Source organism: Ruegeria sp. AP12 (genome assembly GCF_056540025.1).
This window is the reverse complement of the sequence record NZ_JBQFVZ010000004.1, coordinates 253,486-273,343: the sequence shown is the minus strand read 5'-3', so window position 1 is coordinate 273,343 and position 19,858 is coordinate 253,486. Positions and strand designations below refer to the sequence as shown.

At 59.8% G+C, this 19,858-nt stretch carries 15 protein-coding genes; 4 read left to right on the top strand and 11 right to left on the bottom strand.

What is annotated here, in order from left to right:
- Nucleotides 1-106 precede the first annotated feature (106 nt).
- Nucleotides 107-2,431 carry a fatty acid cis/trans isomerase gene (locus tag ACR0E6_RS13885; RefSeq protein WP_480584366.1) on the top strand — a complete coding sequence of 775 codons (2,325 nt, stop codon included), beginning with the start codon at nucleotides 107-109 and terminating at the stop codon, nucleotides 2,429-2,431.
- Between the two features lie 67 nt (nucleotides 2,432-2,498).
- Here ACR0E6_RS13885 and ACR0E6_RS13880 read toward each other — a convergent pair whose 3' ends face one another.
- Genes ACR0E6_RS13880 through ACR0E6_RS13870 form a run of 3 tightly spaced genes read right to left on the bottom strand, consistent with a single transcriptional unit; the run spans nucleotide 2,499 to nucleotide 7,971 of the window.
- On the bottom strand, nucleotides 2,499-5,702 hold the full coding sequence (locus tag ACR0E6_RS13880; RefSeq protein ID WP_480584364.1) for a hypothetical protein: 3,204 nt from the start codon (nucleotides 5,700-5,702) through the stop codon (nucleotides 2,499-2,501).
- Nucleotides 5,703-5,743: 41 nt separating this feature from the next.
- Complete coding sequence (locus ACR0E6_RS13875) at nucleotides 5,744-6,823, bottom strand: hypothetical protein (protein ID WP_480584362.1); 1,080 nt, start codon at nucleotides 6,821-6,823, stop codon at nucleotides 5,744-5,746.
- Nucleotides 6,784-7,971 (bottom strand): POTRA domain-containing protein, encoded by a 1,188-nt coding sequence (locus ACR0E6_RS13870; protein WP_480584360.1) that lies wholly within the window; start codon nucleotides 7,969-7,971, stop codon nucleotides 6,784-6,786. The genes ACR0E6_RS13875 and ACR0E6_RS13870 overlap by 40 nt, the downstream gene beginning before the upstream one ends.
- A gap of 228 nt (nucleotides 7,972-8,199) precedes the next feature.
- On the opposite strand from ACR0E6_RS13870, the gene ACR0E6_RS13865 reads away from it, so the two are divergent.
- The gene (locus ACR0E6_RS13865; protein WP_480584358.1) at nucleotides 8,200-9,027 is read left to right on the top strand and encodes an ion transporter; all 828 of its coding nucleotides are present in this window, start codon (nucleotides 8,200-8,202) and stop codon (nucleotides 9,025-9,027) included.
- 47 nt (nucleotides 9,028-9,074) lie between these two features.
- Here ACR0E6_RS13865 and ACR0E6_RS13860 read toward each other — a convergent pair whose 3' ends face one another.
- A complete protein-coding gene (locus ACR0E6_RS13860) occupies nucleotides 9,075-9,776 on the bottom strand; it encodes a Crp/Fnr family transcriptional regulator (RefSeq protein ID WP_170622458.1) in 702 nt (233 codons plus the stop codon).
- Between the two features lie 183 nt (nucleotides 9,777-9,959).
- Here ACR0E6_RS13860 and hemA point away from each other — a divergent pair, with 183 nt between their 5' ends.
- Entirely contained in the window at nucleotides 9,960-11,183 is a 1,224-nt protein-coding gene (gene hemA, locus ACR0E6_RS13855) for a 5-aminolevulinate synthase (protein ID WP_480584356.1), read from the top strand.
- A 53-nt stretch (nucleotides 11,184-11,236) separates the two neighbouring features.
- On the opposite strand, the gene ACR0E6_RS13850 is transcribed toward hemA, so the two are convergent.
- From ACR0E6_RS13850 to ACR0E6_RS13820, 7 genes are all read right to left on the bottom strand, one after another.
- Nucleotides 11,237-11,521, bottom strand: a complete 285-nt coding sequence (locus ACR0E6_RS13850; protein WP_480584354.1) for a cytochrome C oxidase subunit IV family protein — start codon at nucleotides 11,519-11,521, stop codon at nucleotides 11,237-11,239.
- A 5-nt stretch (nucleotides 11,522-11,526) separates the two neighbouring features.
- Nucleotides 11,527-12,075, bottom strand: coding sequence for a cytochrome c oxidase subunit 3 (locus tag ACR0E6_RS13845; RefSeq protein ID WP_480584352.1), 549 nt, complete (start codon nucleotides 12,073-12,075; stop codon nucleotides 11,527-11,529).
- Entirely contained in the window at nucleotides 12,072-13,994 is a 1,923-nt protein-coding gene (locus ACR0E6_RS13840; RefSeq protein WP_480584350.1) for a nitric oxide reductase activation protein NorD, read from the bottom strand. Before ACR0E6_RS13840 ends, ACR0E6_RS13845 begins: the two co-directional genes overlap by 4 nt.
- A 9-nt stretch (nucleotides 13,995-14,003) precedes the next feature.
- A complete protein-coding gene (locus tag ACR0E6_RS13835; RefSeq protein ID WP_480584348.1) occupies nucleotides 14,004-14,813 on the bottom strand; it encodes an AAA family ATPase in 810 nt (269 codons plus the stop codon).
- Nucleotides 14,814-14,818: 5 nt separating this feature from the next.
- Nucleotides 14,819-16,186, bottom strand: coding sequence for a cbb3-type cytochrome c oxidase subunit I (locus ACR0E6_RS13830; protein ID WP_170630743.1), 1,368 nt, complete (start codon nucleotides 16,184-16,186; stop codon nucleotides 14,819-14,821).
- A gap of 16 nt (nucleotides 16,187-16,202) precedes the next feature.
- Nucleotides 16,203-16,652 (bottom strand): c-type cytochrome, encoded by a 450-nt coding sequence (locus tag ACR0E6_RS13825; protein ID WP_170622465.1) that lies wholly within the window; start codon nucleotides 16,650-16,652, stop codon nucleotides 16,203-16,205.
- Between the two features lie 98 nt (nucleotides 16,653-16,750).
- Entirely contained in the window at nucleotides 16,751-17,932 is a 1,182-nt protein-coding gene (locus ACR0E6_RS13820) for an NnrS family protein (protein WP_480584345.1), read from the bottom strand.
- Between the two features lie 235 nt (nucleotides 17,933-18,167).
- Here ACR0E6_RS13820 and ACR0E6_RS13815 point away from each other — a divergent pair, with 235 nt between their 5' ends.
- Nucleotides 18,168-19,844, top strand: a complete 1,677-nt coding sequence (locus tag ACR0E6_RS13815; RefSeq protein ID WP_480584343.1) for a cytochrome D1 domain-containing protein — start codon at nucleotides 18,168-18,170, stop codon at nucleotides 19,842-19,844.
- Nucleotides 19,845-19,858: the final 14 nt, after the last annotated feature.

The window sequence follows — 19,858 nt, the reverse complement described above, 5'->3', positions numbered from 1 at the left end:
TGGGCCGTTGGGCCACAGGGGATTCAACACCTCATCCAAGCATCGACAAACCGCTCAGGGCGGGCCAAGCTTGGGCACAGCGTTCGGACCGAAGCAGGGGGAAGGGATGACCGAATATCGCCAGACATGCAGGATCACGGCACTTTGCGCCCTTCTGTTTGTGCTGCTCAGCCTGCCTTTGCACGCCCAGACTGCCCCGAACCCGCAAGAGGTGAAACGCATCGTCGATCACCGCTGCGTTGTCTGCCATAGCTGCTATGACGCCCCCTGCCAGTTGAAACTCACCTCGCCCGAGGGGTTGGCACGCGGTGGCAGCAAGCTGGCCGTTTATCACACCGAACGGCTGAAAAATGCGCAGCCCACACGCCTTGGCATCGATGCCCAGACGGTTCCCGAATGGCGTGCGCTGGGGTTTCACCCGGTCATGGATGACCCGTCAGAACCAGCAGATGGTCCAAGCCTGTTAGAGCGGTATCTCGAACTCGGTCGCCAGAACCCGCTGCCTGCCGATGGGCCGGTGCCCGAGGTTCTGGGCCTCGCGCTGGATCGCGCTTTGGCCTGTCCGACGCCCGGTGAGTTCGCCCAATACCGGGACACAAACCCGCTTGCCGGTATGCCTTACGCCGCCGCAGCGCTGAACGACGCCGAATATGAAACGCTGATCACCTGGGCGCGCAGCGGTGATGCCCTGCCAGCCGCAACCACCGAAATCCCTGACGATATTGCGGACCAGATTACCGCGTGGGAGGCGTTTCTGAACTCCGACGATCTGCGCCACCAGTTGATGAGCAGGTATCTCTATGAACATCTCTTTCTGGCGCGGCTGCATTTCAGCGACGGGCCGGACAGGCTGTTTTTTCAGATGGTGCGATCCACCACGCCTTCGGGGCAAGAGATCGACGTAATCGCCACCCGACGTCCCTTCGACGATCCGGGCAGCGACCGGTTTTTTTACCGCCTCCAGCAAATCACCGAAACCATCGTGCATAAAGAACATCTGGTCTACGCGCTGAACCCCGCACGGATGGAGCGCTACAGCCAACTTTTTCTGACGCCCGACTGGACGCTGGACAGCCTGCCCCCGTTCGGAGATGTCGAAGGCGGCGATCCCTTCACCGCATTCGCCCGGATACCCGCCCGCAGCCGCTATCAGTTTCTGCTGGACGAGGCGCTGTTCTTCGTCCGCAGTTTCATTCGCGGCCCGGTCTGTCACGGCGAAACCGCAGTGGATGTGATCGAAGACCGGTTCTGGGTCAGCTTTCTGGACCCCGACGCCGATCTGTCGATTACTGACCCCAGCTACTTGCAGGACGGTGCCGCCGCGCTCGATCTGCCGGTGTCAAAGGTGGACGATGGTGCGCTTGGCGATCTGCAAGGTTTCTCGCACCAAAACCAGATCAGATATCTTGAGTTCCGAGACGCCCGATACCGCAACAGCCCGGCGCATCAGACCGGGTTCGGGTACGACGCCATCTGGGACGGGGACGGGACCAGCCCCAACGCGTTGATCACGGTGTTTCGTCACTTCGACAATGCCTCGGCCATGACGGGCCTGCATGGTGACATTCCGGAAACGGCCTGGGTGATCGATTATCCCATTTTTGAACGTATCTATTATGACCTCGTTGCAGGCTATGACGTGTTCGGCCGGGTCGAACACCAACTCGCCACTCGGTTGTATATGGATGAATTGCGGATGGAGGGTGAAGATACGTTTCTGGCCTTCATGCCCAAAGACGACCGGCGGCAGATGCACGACAGCTGGTACCGGGGCGCGTTGGCCAAGGTGCACACCTATTGGCACCAGCGCCGGGTCGATGACAGCTTCCCCACGGGTATCGCGTATAAGACCGACACCCCGAAGCAGGAGTTCTTCGAGACCTTACTGGCCCGCGGCAACGGGTTATGGCCCCTGCAGGATCCGATCAACCGATGCACCAATGACACCTGCGCGCAGGGAACAGACGGCGCCCTGCGTGCGCTGGCAAGTCAGCGCGGCGACTGGGTCCGCTACCTGCCCGACCTGTCCGTGCTTGCGCTGGAAGGCCCGGATGACGAGGTCGCGTATTTCACCCTCGCGCATGACAAGGCCCACGACAACGTGGCCTTCCTGTTTCACGAGGCCGCCCGGCGCGACCCTGCCGCCGATGTGCTGACGATCATTCCGGGGTTCTTCGGCAGCTATCCGAATTTCTTTTTCCGCGTCCAATCAGATGAGCTACCTGCATTCATCGACGGCATGACCGCCATCCGGTCCCAGTTGGATTATATCGCGTTTGTCACCCAATTCGGCATCCGCAGAACCAGCCCCGAATTCTGGGCACTCAGCGACAGGATGAGTGCCGAGTTTCTGCGGCAGGCTCCGATTCAGGCCGGACTCTTTGACCTTAATCGCTACAAGGATCCCCGGTCTGATCAGGACCCGACCTGACCGCTGAAATGCAAAGACCCGATGATCTGCCTCACCGGGTCTTTTTCATTCAGCGTGATGTTTGAATTCAGGCAGCCTCGGTTTCCGGCTGACCCGCGTGAATATTCACTTCGCGCAGGATCAGCGACACCTGCGCCTTTAGCGCATCCGCCACATCCTCCATGGCGTAATGCCGGGCACCTTCCTCCCACCTTTGGTCCTCGGGCTTTTCCGGCTTCGATGTTTTGGGCCGGTAAGCCGACAGCCCGCCATGCAGGTCTTGCAGATGCTTTTGCACGTCCTTGGCAAATTGCGGCTTCTCCTGTTCGGGCAGGGCCTCGATGATCTCTTCAAACTTGAAGGGATCGGATTTGCACAGGCCGTGCAACGCTTTCATCGGGGTATCGATGTCCGGTGTCAGGCAACTCTCCTTAGACAGGCGCGGATAGGCCTTGGTTGCGGCGGCACGTTTGAATTTCAGCCACGAGGTCAGCGTCAGATCCGGGGTTCCGGGATGCCAGTCCGACACTTTGGGGACGCTGCGCAGGACCACGGGGTCTTCGCTGTAAAGCGTCTCGAAATACTTCACCACCTTCAGGCACACATCCTTGTCCGAGGCCAGGATTTCCGGCGTCAGGCCGCAGTTCCGCCCGACCTGAGCGGCCACGGGATCCCCGACAATGGCGATGCCATAGGCCAGAACACATTTGGCCAGGGTCGAGTTCCACGCAATCGCGGTTCTGGCCGCCTTGCGGTTTCCGGGATTGTTGCGGGCATCGACATACAGCTTCCAGCCCCGCAGGATTTTGGCCTGATCATACATCTTATAGCCATAATCCGTCAGCGCCTTGGCCATCGAGGTTCCCGCCGCAATGCCCGTTGCCGCGCCCGTTACATCCCCAAGACGCGTGCCCTGAGACACAACCCCCAGAACCGAGAAGAACGCATTGAAGGATTTCTGGCTGAGTTGAACGCTGGAGTTTTCCAACCGTTCCTTCACCGCAGCCTCATAGACCGACCCGCTGGCCGAGGCCAGGGCCGCGTTCTTGCGCCATGTGTTCAGCTCATCGCCTTTCCGCAACAGGGCAACAGCATCGACGCTGAGTTGGCGGAGCGAATCCGCCAGACCGGTGACCGGGAACAGGCGGGTCAGAACCTTGGTGCCACCGGCCGCAATGGTCTCGATCAGCTTGATCTTCATCTCCGACGCCTTGATATCAGCGATCAGCGCATCCACCGCCTTCATCGATTTTTCAACCGCCGCCTTATCCTGCGGATCCGCAGGCGGGTTGGCGGCGGCAATTACGTCCTTCAGATGCTGAAACTCGGCATCGGCCTCTTCTTCGATGCTGGCCAGAAACTCTTCGCGGCTGCCCTTGTCGGCCAGTTTAGCTTTCAGCGCGTCCAGTTCCTTGCCGGTCTTTTCGGCTTCAAGCTTTTCAGTGGCCTCTTTGGTCTTGCGGGCGATGGCTTCATTGGCCCCCGGTTTGGCATGGTTTTCATTCAGCGCCTCGACCATCGATTTGATCGACGAATTGACGTCGGCGAAATAGCTGGCATAGCTGAAGGGCGCAAAGCCCGCCTCGCCCGGAGAAAGCTGGAAGGCTGAACCGGACACATCCAGCCGCTGTTGCAACAGTTCCTCGATGGACTTGTCCTGCAAATCCTCGGTTTCCGAGTCCGACAGCAAGGCCTTTTCCGGGTAAAGCGCCATCTCGCCATTCACAGTCGCGGACGAGGCCCCGATATGCGCCAGACCGGCGGTCAGATGACCTGCAAGCAGTTTGAAATCCGGGTTCGGCTTGGCCAGTTCCTTGCAGGCACCGCCGACGTTTGCGGTCATGATGAAAAAGGCGCGGATGCTTTCGGAAACAACCCCGGACAGATAAGGGCGTTCGTCGAATTCCTTGTCGACTTCATGACTGCCGATGCTTTCGTCGCGGTGCTTGGTCAGATCGGAATCCGCCAGTCCCGAATTTACCTCGCCGCCCACCTGGTTCGTGGCGGCGGCGGCTTCGGCCAGAGTGTCACCCAGCGATGACAGGATGCTCATGACCGCCTTTTCGCGCGCCTCGGGCGTCTTGGCCTGCGCGGCCAGAAGGATCTTGTCCGCCAGCTTGTTGCCGTTGATCAGGGCCGCCAAGGCCCCCTGACCGGCGCTGAAGCCCTGACGGTGATCATGGGTATTGCCGCTGTCTTCATTCTGCGACCGGTCCGCAGTGGCCGCCGCGCTGAGTGCGGCGGTGACGACACCGCTCAGCACGTCATTTGCGGCGTCGGATGCGAAATGCAGGGTTTTGCCCACGTCTTTCTCGGGCTTTTCGGCAAAGCGAACGCCCTTTTCGGTAACGGTCAGACTGGTCGTTGCAAGGCTGGTGGCGGCCACGCGAAGCAACTGTTTCCCGGCAACCCAGCGCGGATCGGAAAATTGCTCTGCGGACAGGGCGGCGCGGGCGGCGTCAATGTCGTTGAACTCGGTCACGACGCTGGCAAGTTCGGGGTTTTCCTTTGCCTTTGCCAACACGGTTAACGTGCCTGCGTCGTCCGGCAGTTCCAGCTTGGTGCGTGTATCGTCGATCAGCGCGTTTTGCTTTGCACCCAGAGCGGCGTTCTTGGCCTCCAATTCGCGCCCATCCGCCCGGCTGCTGCTGGTGATGTCGAATTCGGCAAATGTCATCGAGGACGCGGCGATGGTCGAGGCCATTGTGATCGTGTCCTTGGCAACGCCCATGACCCTGAAAACATCCTCGAATTTCGAGGCGGTGTCGGAATATTCATCCAGCTTGGCATCGTATATTTCCGAGGCACCGTCGAACATCTTTTTGAATTCGCTGTAGGCGTCGGGCACGATGTTCGACGGGATGATGCCCTCGCGCACCAGGGGGGCCCACAATTCGCGGGCGATGTCTTCGTCGCTGAACAGGCCGCTGTCCTGCATCTCGTGCTGGCGGTCCAGAATCTTGGCCAGCGATTCACTTGCCGCCTTCATCACCTCGGGGGTGACACCGGTTGCGTCTGGCAGGTCGGCATAGCTGTCCACCTCGGACATCATCTTGCCGTTCAGCCAATCCATCTTGCCCTTGCCCGGCAGTTTGAACACGCCCGCATGACGCGCCATCGAGACCTTGAAATCCTGCGCCTCTTTGATGCCCTGCTTGTCCGCATCCAGTTTCGTCAGGATATCGGCCAAAGCCGCCGCTTTCTGGGCCGTCGCCTCGGCGCTTTTTTCAAAGTCTTCGGCCTTGCCCTGCGCGGTTTCCAGCCATTTGATCTGAATGTCTGTAAAAGCCATGTCTATTCCTTGTTCCGGTCTTTATGCCGGTCTCATCAAATTCAGGACGCCAGTTGCAGCAGCCGGACTTCCAGTTGGGTCAGTTCGGCAACGGCGATGTGAAGTTTGTTCTGAACGCTGGGGAACGGGTGGTTGAGGTAATGCTGAATGCCCGCATTGCCCCGGATCTGAGCCAGCAGCGGGCGCACCTGCCGCAGGGCTTGTTCGCGCGCCTGTTTGCGGGCGGCAAGATCCTGATCCCGGTCCGCAATGATGTCCGTATGGGTCTTCAGACCCTGCAGAACCAGTTGCGAGGAGATGTTGTTCGCAAACCGCTGCAAGGCCGCCTGATCCACCACATTCTGCCCGTCGCCTTTCAACGCATCGACCTGACCGACAAAATCGTTCCGAACAAAATCGGCGGCATCCTGAAGGGTTCCGATGCACCGTTCGGCATAGGTGGTCAGACCCTGCGCCAGGTCGTCCCGGAAACCGGTGATCTCGCTGCGGATGAAGTCCATGCTTTGTTGCAGGTCGTTGAAACGCTCTTTGTTCCTGGCGAATTCATCCTTGGTGATCGAACGCTTTTCCAGAACCGTCAGCTCATCCCGAAGATCCCGCAGCCGGGACAGATCAAAGGTTTCGGGATCGACGCGGGAATGGCCTTTGAACTTGTCCAGAATGCGCTTGAGGCTGACCTTGTCGCGCAGCATCGCGTCCAGTTCATCTTTCAGCGGTTTGGCCATGGCCGCAAATTCCTTGGCCCTGTCCTTGTTGTTCCGCCGGTCTTCCTGATCCTTGAGATAATCTGATGTGATCTGGTCCAGTTTCTGCTGATCGTGGTGGTTCAAATCAGACGTCTGCTTCAATCGCGCAAGATCATAGAGGATTTCAGCCTGCCGGGCGGTTTTCTTCTTAAGGTCGCCCATCTTTGAAAGGGCGTCGGACATATCCTCTTTGGTCAGCGCATTTTTTGCCAGTTCAAGCAGGTCTTCATGCTCGACCTTCAGCGGTCCTGCACCTTTGGACTTTGCGAGCCGTTCGAAGAATGGGATCTTGTCATGCGGTAGAACCGCCCGGATCTTTGAAACCAGATCATCATTCACAAGCGCCGCGACCCTGACCCGTTCTCGAACTGCCACGTGCCGTCCAGCGAGGCGCGCAGAATGCTCAGATCATCTTCAAAGATCGGCAGGGACGCCGCGCCGATGACCAGATCCTGCGAATCGCTTACCCGGTCCAGAACAAGCTGCGACGACAGGTTGACCCGGCGCGAGCGTATCCACGGATAGAAAAGCCGCAGCGACAGGCGGTCAAAATTGCTGCTGCTGGGCAGAAGATCCGCGTCCGGAAGGGTGTCGCTTGTCGTCACCTCGGCGTTGAAGGTCAGACCATTGATCCCGATTGGGATAACCGCCCCGGCGGCCAGAATCCGATATTGCGAATCGGTCGAGAAAAACCGATCCGGCGCGCCGCCCGCGCGGAAATAGAAGGTCTCACCCAGACCCAGCAGGCCGTTGGCCTCGACCCCTGCATTCAGATTGACCGGTCCCAGCGTGTCCGACAGGGAATTGTCGAACCCGAAAGACCCGGTGAAGGTGCGAAACTCACCGTCCAGCGTCAGAACAGTGCCGCCCCGGCTGTCGCCTTGTGACAGGGTTGAAGACAAACGGATGCCAAAGGTATCCCCGGCCAGCAACAAGGCGCGTTCGATGTCGTTCAGCAGGATACCGCGCTGTCCGATCAGCGGGTTTGTCACCGCCTGAACCCGCGCGCGGGCGGGCTCTGGAACGCGGGATGCATCGATACGCTCGACAAAACCGTCGATCACCACGATCCGCAACGTTCCACCATCCAGCAGGGTTTGCTGCGGCAGGACCACGCGGCTAAGCGCATAACCTGCAGTTGTATAGGCGTTTTCCAAACGTCGGGTGGCACCGAATATCTCGGATACGGCAACACGCTTCCCGCGCAGGTTTTCGACGAAGGCCTCATTCGCGCCGGATAGCTGAGGCAACGCCCCTTCGATCTCAACCTGCCCAATTGTGACAAACAACTGATCCGCACCCGCCGGTGCCGGGGCTCCGGGATCGCGGGCAACGGTGACCGGCCCCGTGCTGCGCTGATTCTGCGGCTGAAAAGTGGATGGGGCAAGGTTGGATGCAGTCTGCGCCAGCGCGGTACCGCCCACCCAAGCCACCATCAAACCCAGGGCCGCAGCCCCCAAAACCGAGGACCGTCGCCTGATCACCCAAAGGCGCAACGCCTGTATACTTGTTAAAAACATCATCATGAATGACCCAATCGCGCGGATCGCACACCGGTTGCAACCCTCGCAAGATCAACACGCCGAGAGCGAGTTGTCACAATTGACCCTTGCTGAAATCCAAAGACGGTAACCGCCAATCACGACCACGTCAGGCGTCTTTCATCTGATCGACAATCGACCCAAAGCTTTGGATATACGCATCCCGGTACAAGTTTCAGGAGTCCTGGTAAGGTGGAAGCTACATCGACAATGAGCCTGCGCGACAAAGCCCGTATATTTGTCGAATTGCCGGTGGTCACGAATGTCATTCTCGGCCTGATCATTTTCAACGCGATCACGCTAGGGTTGTCCACGTCTGACTGGGTCAAGGACAGTGTCGGCCCGGCGCTGGCGCTGCTGGACAAGATCGTCCTGTTCATATTCGTGGCCGAATTGGTGCTGAAACTCTTTGCCTATCGGCTGGAATTTTTCCGAAACGCCTGGAACATCTTTGACCTGGTTGTGGTCTGCGTCGGACTGCTGCCGGAACGCGAGGGCCTGTCCGCCCTGCGGGGGCTGCGCGTCATCCGGGCGATGCGTCTGCTGTCAGTCATTCCGCAGATGCGGGCCGTGGTGAAAGCCCTTTTGGACGCGCTGCCGGGTATGGGCGCGGTGATCATCATGATCTCGATTGTGTTCTATGTCTTCGCGGTCATGGCAACACTGATGTATGGACCGGATTTCCCGGAATGGTTCGGAACGTTGGGGCGGTCTCTTTACACGCTGTTCCAGATCATGACGCTGGAAAGCTGGTCCATGGGCATCGTGCGACCGGTGATGGAAGAACACCCGATCGCCTGGATTTTCTTTGTGCCCTTCATCGTCATCACCGCGTTTTCGGTTCTGAACCTGTTCATCGGTCTGCTGGTCAACACCATGCAGTCGGCGGTTGAAGACGAAGCAGGCCAGGAATTCTCGCGCCTGCGCGAGCTGGTCCGCAGTGAAACCGACATCGTCGACAGGAACGTGATCGAGCTGCTGGCTGAGGTGAAGAAACTGCGCACAGAGGTCGCGGCACTGAAAGATGACGGCAAATAGATTGGGTGACTCAGTTCGGTAATCCCGATCCCGCGAGGGAAATCCGCTTACCAGGACTTCCCGCTGTAAGGCTCGTCTTCAACATATTTTCGCAAAGCGTCGATGTCCGAGATCTCGGCGTGGTTGCGATTGATTTTTACGCCCACTGTCTTGAGCCGCGAAAAGGCGCGGCTCAGGCTTTCGGGCTTCATTCCCAGACGGCCCGCGATCAGCATTTTGTCATAGGGCAAGGACACATCACATTCGCTGGCATCGCAATCACACAGGTTCAGCAGAAATTCGGCCACGCGCTGCGCGCCGGTCTGCGCCTTCAGTTGTTCAAGCTGGGCCACCAGTGAATGCAGATGCGTAAAGGTTGACGCCAGAATCGAGATTCCGATTTCGGGATCCTCTTTCATCAATGAGATCAGGATCGGGCTGGGAATATGCATCACCTCGCAGGTCGAAACAGCCTCGGCCGAGACCGGGTACGGCACGTTGCGCAGGGCGACGGCCTCGCCAAAACTGTCGCCGCGTTTGAAGACGCTCACGACCGCCTCGGCGCCGGTGGGGGTCATGCGGAACAGTTTGACCCATCCGGCCAGTACCACGTGAACGGCCTGCGCCGTCTCTTCCTGCAAAAATATCGTCTCACCCCGATCATACTGACGCCAGATCGCGTGGCTCAGCAGTGTTTCCACATGCTGATCCGGTAAACTGCGCAGCAGCAGCGACTGGCGCGCGATTGCCTTTTGTGGCTCATGCGACATGAATATACTCCGTGTCTTTCCCGCCGCCCTTCAAGCACGGCCAGATCACCCTGTCCTTAAGCTATATCAAACTGGGCGCGGGTCTGCTCTGTTAAAGCCTGCGCCACTTGACAATTGTCATGTTGCGGTACGCGACGCTGCCTTACGCTTGATCCAAAGCCAGTAATCCGGGGAGCCCGCAACATGGACTACGAGCGATTCTTTACCCAGAGCCTTGATGACCTTCGGGACGAAGGCAACTATCGCGTCTTCATCGATTTGCAACGCCGCTGCGGGTCTTTCCCGAATGCGCGCCAAACCGATGGGCCGGTCCAGCGGGACGTACGGATCTGGTGTTCGAACGATTATCTTGGAATGGGCCAGCACCCGGCAGTGATTTCGGCAATGCACGATGCCCTGGACCGCTGCGGCGCGGGCGCGGGCGGGACGCGGAACATATCCGGCACCACCCATGATCATGTGCTGCTTGAGGCCGAACTGGCCGATCTGCACGGCAAGGAAGCCGCGCTGCTGTTTACCTCGGGCTATGTGTCAAACTGGGCCGCGCTGGGGACGCTGGCGGCGAAAATCCCCGGTCTGATCGTGTTTTCGGACGCGTTGAACCACGCTTCGATGATCGAAGGCATCCGCCATTCACGGGCGCAAAAGGTGATTTGGAAACATAACGATCTGGAGGATCTCGAGGCGAAACTGGCCGCCGCTGATCCGGATGCGCCAAAGATGATTGCCTTTGAGTCGGTGTATTCGATGGATGGCGACATCGCCCCGATCAAAGAGATTTGCGATCTGGCCGACAAATACGGCGCGATGACCTATCTGGACGAGGTGCACGCCGTTGGTTTGTACGGTCCGCGCGGCGGCGGAATAGCTGAACGCGAAGGCCTGATGGATCGCCTGACCGTGATCGAAGGGACGCTGGGCAAAGCCTTTGGTGTGGTCGGCGGATACATTGCGGCCTCAGCCGCGCTGTGCGATTTCGTGCGCAGTTTTGCCAGCGGGTTCATCTTTACAACCGCTTTGCCCCCGTCGATTGCTGCCGGGGCTGCGGCCTCGATCCGGCATTTGAAACAGTCGAATGCCGAGCGAGACCTGCAAAAAGCCCGCGTGGCCCAGGTCCGCGCCCGGCTGGATGCCGAGGGCATTCCACATCTTCCCAACCCCAGCCATATCATCCCGGTGATGGTGGGCGATCCGGTAAAGTGCAAGTTCATCTCGGACACGCTGCTGGAGGAGTTTGGCATCTATATCCAACCGATCAACTATCCCACGGTCCCGAAAGGAACCGAACGTCTGCGGATCACGCCGTCACCGGTTCATACCGATGAAGATATCGACCATCTTGTGGGGGCGTTGTCGGCCCTGTGGCAACGCTGTCAGATCGCGAGGATGCCGATGGCAGCCCAATAAACAAAGCCTCCCTTTGCTTTGCAGACTGCCGTCCCTTTCGGGGGCGGCTTTTTTCAGATCAGGTAGAGGCCGAAGATCAGTACCGAGAAGATGGTGAGAACCATGGTGAACCCCCGCAACCAGTTTGGGCTGTGGGCCAGATCCAGGTATTGCGCGAGGATCAGCCGCGTTTTGATCAGGGCGAGAACCAGCACACCGGCAGCCGCTATCTGGGGGGAATGCAGAAGCGTTATCAGCGCTGACGTCAGGCTGAGCGCCAGCAGGCCAAGCCAGGCACGTGTGAGCGGGTCAGGACGCCTCCGGCGGGAGTATTTGGGAAAAGATGAAGGGGCGAGCATGGCGATTATCCCAGCAGGTAGATTACGGGGAACAGCATGATCCAGACCAGATCGACCATGTGCCAGAACTGCGCGCCTGCTTCGATATTGTTTGGATCGTCGCGCCAGGTGACCAGTAGCAGGATACCAACCCCGGCTAGCACATGGGCGGCGTGAAAGCCGGTCAGCAGATAGTAGAACAGGAAGAACGAGTGGGTTTCATAGGTGATACCCTGCGCGGCCTTGCCGGTGTATTCCACGCCTTTGATAATCAGGAACACGATCCCCAGCGCCGCGGCCCCGGTCAGGGCGAGCCGGGATTTGAGGCGGCGTTCGGCGCGGCGCCAGCGCAACGCTAGCGCGGCAAGATAGCCTGAGGTCACAAGGACCACGGTATTGAAAGCCGCGCCAGTGCGATAGAGATGCGATTGCGCCTCGGCAAATCCTGCCGGGTCGGTCAGGCGGACGCCCATGAAGGCGATCAGGCCCGCGCCGAACACCAGCAGTTCCGAGATAATCAGCACCCACATCAGCAACTCGCCCGGAAGCTCGTCGATCAGAGAGGCGTCGCTCATGCGCCGACCAGTTGGCGGTAGATCTGCGGCAACGCCATGGTCAGGCGGTGCGGGTCGGGGATGACCGCGAAACCACCCTGTCCGAACATGCGTGGGAACCAGCTTTTGCCGGTCTTGTCGATGGTGACGCCAAAGACCGAATGCCCGGTCCGGCGCGCCTCGCGAACGGCCATGCAGGTGTCTTCGATCCCGTGGCGGCCTTCGTAATGGTCCAGATCGTTGGGCTTGCCGTCGGTGATGACCAGCAGCAAGCGGCGTTTGCGCGACTGCGCCGCCAGATCGGCAGAGCAATGGCGGATCGCCGCGCCCAGCCTGGTGTAGTGGCCCGGGCGCAGCGACGCGATGCGTTGTTCAACCTTGGTGCCCATCGGCTCGTCAAACCGTTTGCAGCGCTGCACATAGACGCGCTGGCGTTTCAGCGAGCTGAAGGCATGGATGGCGAAATCGTCGCCGCAGGCATTCAGGCCCCAGGCAAGCGCGGCCAGTGCTTCACGCTCGATGTCGATCACGGCGCGGCCCGTGACGGCGCTTTCAGTGGATCGGCTGACATCCAGCAGGATGGACACTGCCAGATCGCGTGCCTCGGGGCGGGATTGCATCCAGACACGTTCGTTGCCTTCGCCACTGGCATGCCGGTCCGCTTGCGCACGCACTGCGGCTTCGATGTCCAGCTGATCGCCGTCCAGATGGCCGCGTTTCATCACGCGACCGGGGCGCAGCGCTTCGAACTGGCGTTTGACGGCGCGAATGCGACGGGCGGTGGCTGGGTCTTTGCCAAACTCGGCGGCATCCTCGCGAATATCGGCGTCCGAGAGCAGGACGTTGACGTGATCCGGCAGGTACTGGCCGGTGCGTACATCCCATTCAGGGTACAGGATACGGCCCGACAGACGCTCGCGATTCACATCCTCCGGAGCCAAATCCAGATGCAGTTTCAACCGCGTCGGCGGCGCTTTGGAGATCTGGCCCAGCCCGATCTCTTCCTGATCGTCGGCGGCCTTTTTGGCGTTGTCGGGGTCGTCATCGTCGATGCGCCGGTTGATGTTCAGGAACTCGGCCCAGCTTAGGATGGCTTCGAACTTGTGCAGGATAAAACTGTCACTGCGGCTCGCCTGATCGGATTTGCGGCGGCGGGCGCGGTGGGTTTTCTCGCCCGATTCCTCGGGCGGGCCTTCGGTTTCGGGGTTTTCGACCTCATTGTGTTCAGAGAAGCCGACAGCGCGCAGTTCCGGCCATAACGGGACAGGGCGGAACGACTGGTAACCGCGCGGGGCGGTCAGATCGGCGTCCAGCGCCAGCAATTCCTTGGCCCTGTCGGACAGGGGTGCGGGATCGCCCAGCATGTTGCGGATCAGGTCTTCGACTGCGGCTTCAACAGGCGGCAGGTCGGGGACGTCGCGGTGATGCAGCAGACCTTTGCAAAGCTCAACGTAAAGCGGGCGCAGGCCCGGCGCGTCCTCCAGTGTCGCGTCAATCATCTGTTGTGCAGCGGTCAATGCGCGCAGATCGGCGCGCAGCGGATCTTCCTCGTCAATGCGGGTTCCGGCATGGGCCGCCGCGGCGGCCAGCCAGACATAGAGCGCGCCATTGGCCTCGCGCGCGGGGAAAACCGACAGGCTGTCGGGCAGGCGCAGAACCTCACCGTCGAATGAGGCGCGCGGCATCATCTCGGCCTCGGTCGCCAGACGGCGGCGCCAGTTCAGACGGTGGTGTGAAATTTCGGGTGAGACCGGGCGCAATTCAACGCCCGGGCTACCCCCAAGTCCCCGAAAGAGGACGGCCAGCCGCCCCGCGACCTCTGAGAGGTCGACCGCGGCTCCAACATGCACCTGGGGTGCATCGAGGCGGCTGGCAAGGGTGTGCCACAGTTTCCCGATCGTTTCTTCGGGTTCCCATGGCTCAAAATCGATCTTGACCATCGGCCGGCCTCACCCAAAGACAGCCGTGACAAGATCGAGGAGCCCGCGTTTGATGTCCTCGTCATCAGTCAGAGGTTCAATCATGGCGGCAAGGATGGCGCGGTCGGTGGACATGCCTTGCGCAATAAGCGTCGCGGCATAAACGACCAAACGGGTGGAGACGCCTTCCTCAAGGTCCTGACCCTTCAGCCCGCGCAACTTGCCGGCCAGTCGGACCAGCGGCTTGCAGCGTTCCAGCGGCAGGCCGCTTTCCTGGGCGACGACCTCGGCCTCCATCTGAGGCGAGGGGAAGTCGAACTCCAGCGAGATGAACCGCTGCCGGGTCGAGGGTTTCAGGGTTTTCAGGATATTCTGATATCCGGGGTTGTATGAGGCCACCAGCATAAAGCCAGGCGCGGCCTCAAGTTCTTCGCCGGTGCGGTCGATCGGCAGGATGCGCCGGTCGTCGGTCAGCGGGTGCAGCACAACGGTCACGTCCTTGCGGGCCTCTACCACCTCATCAAGGTAGCAGATCGCACCTTCGCGCACCGCGCGGGTCAGGGGGCCATCGACCCAGACGGTTTCTCCGCCTTTCAGAAGGTAGCGTCCGATCAGGTCGGCGGCGGCAAGGTCATCGTGGCAGGCCACAGTGTAAAGCGGGCGACCGAGACGGGCGGCCATATGGGCCACAAACCGGGTCTTGCCGCAACCTGTCGGGCCTTTCAGCAAGACCGGCAGATCATTCTTGTAAGCAGCGCAGAACACATCGCATTCATCGCCTTGAGCGAGGTAGAAGGGGGCGTTTGCCGCCCCCTCGTTCAGTTTCATGGAGCCGTCCATATCCATCACTCCGCAGGGGTTTCGGCTGCGCCGGGTTCAATGATCTCTTTCCGGGGGACCCAGATCGAGTAGATGAACAGCAGCGCACCCAAGACGACCACCACACCAGAGCCAAAGCGCATCCAGTAGAAGATCGCGATCTGGTCCTGGACATCCATGAAGTAATCTCCGACCACGCGCTGCATATGGGTCTGCACGGTTCCGCCGAAGGTCAGGACAAAGGTCATGAAGACCATGCCGCTGGTCATCAGCCAGAACGAGCCCATGTTCAGCACCTGATTATACGGATCACGGTTCTTGAGGATCGGCATGGCATAGCTGAAGATCGCCAGGTTGAGGCAGACATAGGCACCATAGAAGGCCAGGTGACCGTGTGCGGCAGTGATCTGCGTGCCGTGGGTATAGTAGTTCACCCCGTGCAGCGTGTGCAGGAAGCCCCAGACACCGGCCCCAAAGAAGGCGAGCGTGGCACAGCCCAGCGACCACAGCAACGCGGCCTTGTTGGGGTGGTCCCGGCGCCCCTTCCAGACCATGACGAAGGCAAAGGCCATCATCGCGAAGAACGGGATCACTTCGAGGCTTGAGAAGATGGACCCGATCCACTGCCAGTACGCAGGCGTACCAATCCAGTAGTAGTGGTGGCCCGTCCCAAGGATGCCCGAGAACAGCGCGGCGGCGACGATGACGTACAGCCATTTTTCGACCACCTCACGGTCAACACCGGTCAGTTTCAGCATCAGGTAGGCCAGGATCGAGGCCATGATCAGCTCCCACACGCCTTCGACCCACAGGTGGACGACATACCACCAGTATTGCTTGTCCAGGGACAGGTTGCCGGGGTTGTAGAAGGCAAACAGGAACAGCAGCGCCAGACCCCAAAGACCCAACAGAAGGATGTTGGTAATTGCGGTTTTCTTGCCTTTCAGAACGGTCATCGACACGTTGTAAAGGAAGATCAGCGCCGCCACGACGATACCGGCCTTGACCCATTTGGGCTGTTCAAGGAACTCGCGCCCCTCTTTGCCCAGCAGCCAGTTGCCTTCGAACAGGTTGAACACATAGGTCACAACCACGCCCAGTGTACCGACCACAAGGATGATCAGCTGCAGATAGGCCAGCTTGGGCGAATGGATCTCGCGTTCGGCTTCTTCCGGGATCAGAAAGTAGGCCGCCCCGAAGAAGCCCAGGATCAACCAGACGATCAGAGAGTTGGTGTGCAGCATCCGCACGATGTTGAACGGCAGAAGCTCGCTCAGGAAGTTGGGCGACACATAGATCAGACCGGCCAGAAGGCCGCCCAGAACCTGTATCGCAAACAGGGCCATGGCTACTGCAAAGTAGGCATAGGCGATTTTTTGGGTTTCGTATTTCATTGCTCCGTTCCCTTTCTCAGCCCGCCTCGTTGGGCGGCCAGCCCTGAGCGTCGATATTGTCCGTCCAGATCAGGAAGTTGGTCAGGTCACGAAGCTCTTCGTCGCTGAGGTTGAAATTGGGCATCTGCCGACGACCGGGAATTCCGGTCGGCTGCGCCTCCATCCAGCCCTTGAGCGCCTCAAAGGCTGATTCCGGGTCGTCCAGCACGCCCCATCGGGTCATCACGTTCGCAACTTCGGGCGCAAAGTAAGCGCCTTCACCCAGGATCGTGTGACAGTTGATACAGGCGTGTTTTTCCCAGACGTGCTTGCCCCGCACCACGCTTTCATCAAGCTTCGCCGCGTTTTCGGATCGCACGATATACAGGTGGGAATGGGCCGACAGGGCCAGAAAGATGAGGATGAAGAACAGGGACCCGCCATAGAAAATATTGCGGGCCATGCTCTTTGTCATGACTTCTCGCATCGCGCTCTCCTTTGCGCAGATTAGCTAGTCTGGTCACAATGGCGGTAAGGGCGCGGTGGCTCCTTAACGAAAGTCAAGACTATGGAAAGGAAGTCGGATCAGCCTGATTTGGCGGCCTTCGGGCCGGTCAGTGCGGGCCACATGGCGACAAGATACAGCGCAAAAGCCGCGACCCAGAGACCGTCGGACAAAAGCATCGCCACCAGATACCCGGCGTTCAGCTCGGCCCCGACCCAGCGCGACAAAGCAGCCACCGCCATCAGCCCATAGGCCACAACCATCGGCGCAGGCGCAACCAGCGCCCGCCCGCTATGCCCCAGCGCGGCGCGGCTCATGACCGCAAGGGTCATGCCACCGACGCAGCCGATGCCCAGAACATGCAGGGCTGCGACCTCGTTCCCAAGACCCACAACCGCCAGCCCCCAAAGGATCAGACCCAGCGCCAGCATGGCCAGCCCCAGATGCAGCGCCAGCAGAATCGGTTGCCGGGCCGCCCAGACCGCGCGCCAGCGGGCCATGCGCAGAATCTGCACAACGCCCAAAACCAGCGCCAACCCGCCCGCCACCGGCCCGACCCCCAGGATCAAGGCACAGAGCGGCACCAGAAAGGCCAAGGCCATTCCCGCCTTGTCGAATGCCGGGGCCGAGACCGGCCAGTTGACCTCGGGCACGCCTGCGCGCTTCATCGCGTTGCGCGTGAAGGCCGGCGTGATACGCCCGCCCAATATGGCGATCATCGCACACAGGGTCAGAAGCCCGGCCCGAAGCCCAGTTTGCAGCGTGTCGTTGGTGATCCCCATCCATTCCAGATGAGTCATCAGATCGGCCACCCAGATCAGGCTGAGCAAAACCAGAAAGACCATGTTCTGCGGTTTCGGACGTTTGATCAGCTGCGTCAGGATCTTGGCGGCCAGAATCGGTACAAAGGCCAGATCGACCACAGCCACCAGTGCCGCAGGCAGAGCCCCCGAAAACCACATCGCCATCCGACCGGCCAGCCACAGACCTGCGGCCAGCGTTATGAACCGCGCGCGCGCGTCCGGCGCGCCGGTCCAGTTCGGGACGGCGGTCAGGAAAAACCCGCCAAGCGCCGCCGTTGCATAGCCAAAGATCATCTCATGCGCGTGCCACATGGGCGGCGTCATGCCGTATTCCGGCGCCAGATAGGGCACTGTCAGCCACAGGCCCCAGACCAGACCGACAAACAGGCCATAAAGACCGGCCGACAGAAAAAATACACGGAACCCTTCACCAAATACGCGTGTGATGATTGCGGGCATTGCTGCTCTCCTTGGTGTTTTCCAAGCCCTAGCAATGCGCACCTGACCGCGACTTAACCAAAATCAAAAGCTGCGGAAAATATGACCCTCAGACACAGGTTTTTCAAAGTGCCTGAGGGGCCCCTTTTTCCGCTTTTGTTTACGAAATGCCGGGACAGCGTTGACTTTCGTCAAGGATGACAAACGCGTGATGTCCCACCCTTGGACCTGCCTCACCAGCAAATGGAGAGTGATCATGTCACTTGGAATCAGCTACAACAAAACTGGCCGCGCCTTCGGGGTCGGTTTGGCGATGCTGCTGGGCAGCGTCGCCGCGCCAACCTTCGCTGAAGACCCGACACTTAGCGACGAAGCCTTCGAGTCTTCCAAGCAACTTTACTTTGAACGCTGCGCCGGTTGCCACGGCGTGTTGCGCAAGGGTGCCACCGGTAAAAGCCTTGAACCGTTGGTGGAAACAAAGAATGCCGATGGTACCGTGACCGAATCCGGGACCCTGAAACTGGGTCAGGACCGGCTTGAAAAGATCATCGCATGGGGCACCGAGGGCGGGATGAACAACTTCTCGGACGTGATGTCCGAGGATGAGATCCGCGATATGGCGACCTATATCCAGATGGAGCCGCCCAAGCCGCCCGAGATGTCGCTTGAACAGATGATGGCGACCCGCAAGGTCTATGTCGAACCCGAAGATTACCCGACCGAGCCGCTGCATGGCCGCAACTGGGAAAACTTCTTCGTGGTCATCGAACGTGACGTGGGCAAGGTGGCCGTGATCGACGGCGACACCAAGGAAGTGCTGGCGCATATTCCGACCGGTTACGCGGTGCACGTGCTGAAAGCGTCCGAGCACCACAAACTGGAAGAGCCGGAAAACCCGGGCCGCTTCTGGTACACCATGGGCCGCGACGGCAAGATGACCAAGATCGACCTGTGGCAGAACCCGGAAAACATGCTGGTGGCCGAAGTGACCATTGGCTATGACGCCCGCGACGTGGCCGTGTCGGGTGACGGTAAATACGTGATCGGTGGGGCCTATTGGCCGCCGCATTTCGCGATCGTCGACGCCCACACGATGGAGCCGAAAAAGGTCGTCTCGACCCGTGGCTACAACGTGGACGGGGATTATGTGGAAGAGGCCCGCGTGGCCGCAATCTACACCACCCCGAACGAGCCCACATGGATCGTGGCGGTCAAGGAACTCGGTCAGTTGTGGCAGGTGGACTATACCGACCTGGACAACCTGCGGATCGACAAGATCGACAGCGCCAAGTTCCTGCATGACGGGTTCTTCGATCCAACCGGCCGTTACTTCCAGATCGCCGCAAACGCGTCGAACAAGATGGTTGTGGTCGATACCGAGACCCACAAGCTGGAAGCTCTGATCGACACCGCGCCGCTGCCGCACCCCGGCCCGGGCGCCAACTGGGATGACCCGAACTGCGGTCCTGTTGCCGGAACAACCCACCTGGGCGAAGGCACGGTCACCGTTTGGGGCAACGACCCCGAAGGCCACCCAGATCAGGCATGGCAGACCTGTTATGAGGTCGAAACCGACGGACCCGGTCTGTTCATCCGGACGCACCCGGAATCAGATTACATCTGGGCCGACCAGACCAAGCACCCCGAGCCTGAGATCCAGCAATCGGTGCAGGTCATCGACAAGGCAACCGGTGAGATCGTGAAAACGATCCAGATCACCGAAGAGGAAGGCAACGTCGCCGTCCACTTCGAGTTCAACCAGGACGGATCCGAGGTTTGGGTTTCCAAGTGGAACCGCTCGACCTCGAAAGAACCGAACGGTGAGATCGTGATCTACGACGCCAAGACGCTGGAAGAGATCGGCCGCGTGAAGGGGCTGTTTGCTCCGACCGGGAAGTTCAACGTCTACAACCGCTCGAACCACGTCACCTGACGGGTTCGCAGCCC

Excerpts from the sequence above, each read along its gene's own strand:
- ACR0E6_RS13820 (WP_480584345.1), bottom strand. The coding sequence starts at position 17,932 with ATGCCCGCAATCATCACACGCGTATTTGGTGAAGGGTTCCGTGTATTT.
- ACR0E6_RS13825 (WP_170622465.1), bottom strand. The coding sequence starts at position 16,652 with ATGCGAGAAGTCATGACAAAGAGCATGGCCCGCAATATTTTCTATGGC.
- ACR0E6_RS13860 (WP_170622458.1), bottom strand. The coding sequence starts at position 9,776 with ATGTCGCATGAGCCACAAAAGGCAATCGCGCGCCAGTCGCTGCTGCTG.
- ACR0E6_RS13850 (WP_480584354.1), bottom strand. The coding sequence starts at position 11,521 with ATGCTCGCCCCTTCATCTTTTCCCAAATACTCCCGCCGGAGGCGTCCT.
- ACR0E6_RS13870 (WP_480584360.1), bottom strand. The coding sequence starts at position 7,971 with ATGATGTTTTTAACAAGTATACAGGCGTTGCGCCTTTGGGTGATCAGG.
- ACR0E6_RS13880 (WP_480584364.1), bottom strand. The coding sequence starts at position 5,702 with ATGGCTTTTACAGACATTCAGATCAAATGGCTGGAAACCGCGCAGGGC.
- ACR0E6_RS13845 (WP_480584352.1), bottom strand. The coding sequence starts at position 12,075 with ATGAGCGACGCCTCTCTGATCGACGAGCTTCCGGGCGAGTTGCTGATG.
- ACR0E6_RS13835 (WP_480584348.1), bottom strand. The coding sequence starts at position 14,813 with ATGGACGGCTCCATGAAACTGAACGAGGGGGCGGCAAACGCCCCCTTC.
- ACR0E6_RS13840 (WP_480584350.1), bottom strand. The coding sequence starts at position 13,994 with ATGGTCAAGATCGATTTTGAGCCATGGGAACCCGAAGAAACGATCGGG.
- ACR0E6_RS13830 (WP_170630743.1), bottom strand. The coding sequence starts at position 16,186 with ATGAAATACGAAACCCAAAAAATCGCCTATGCCTACTTTGCAGTAGCC.
- ACR0E6_RS13815 (WP_480584343.1), top strand. The coding sequence starts at position 18,168 with ATGTCACTTGGAATCAGCTACAACAAAACTGGCCGCGCCTTCGGGGTC.
- ACR0E6_RS13885 (WP_480584366.1), top strand. The coding sequence starts at position 107 with ATGACCGAATATCGCCAGACATGCAGGATCACGGCACTTTGCGCCCTT.
- hemA (WP_480584356.1), top strand. The coding sequence starts at position 9,960 with ATGGACTACGAGCGATTCTTTACCCAGAGCCTTGATGACCTTCGGGAC.
- ACR0E6_RS13865 (WP_480584358.1), top strand. The coding sequence starts at position 8,200 with ATGAGCCTGCGCGACAAAGCCCGTATATTTGTCGAATTGCCGGTGGTC.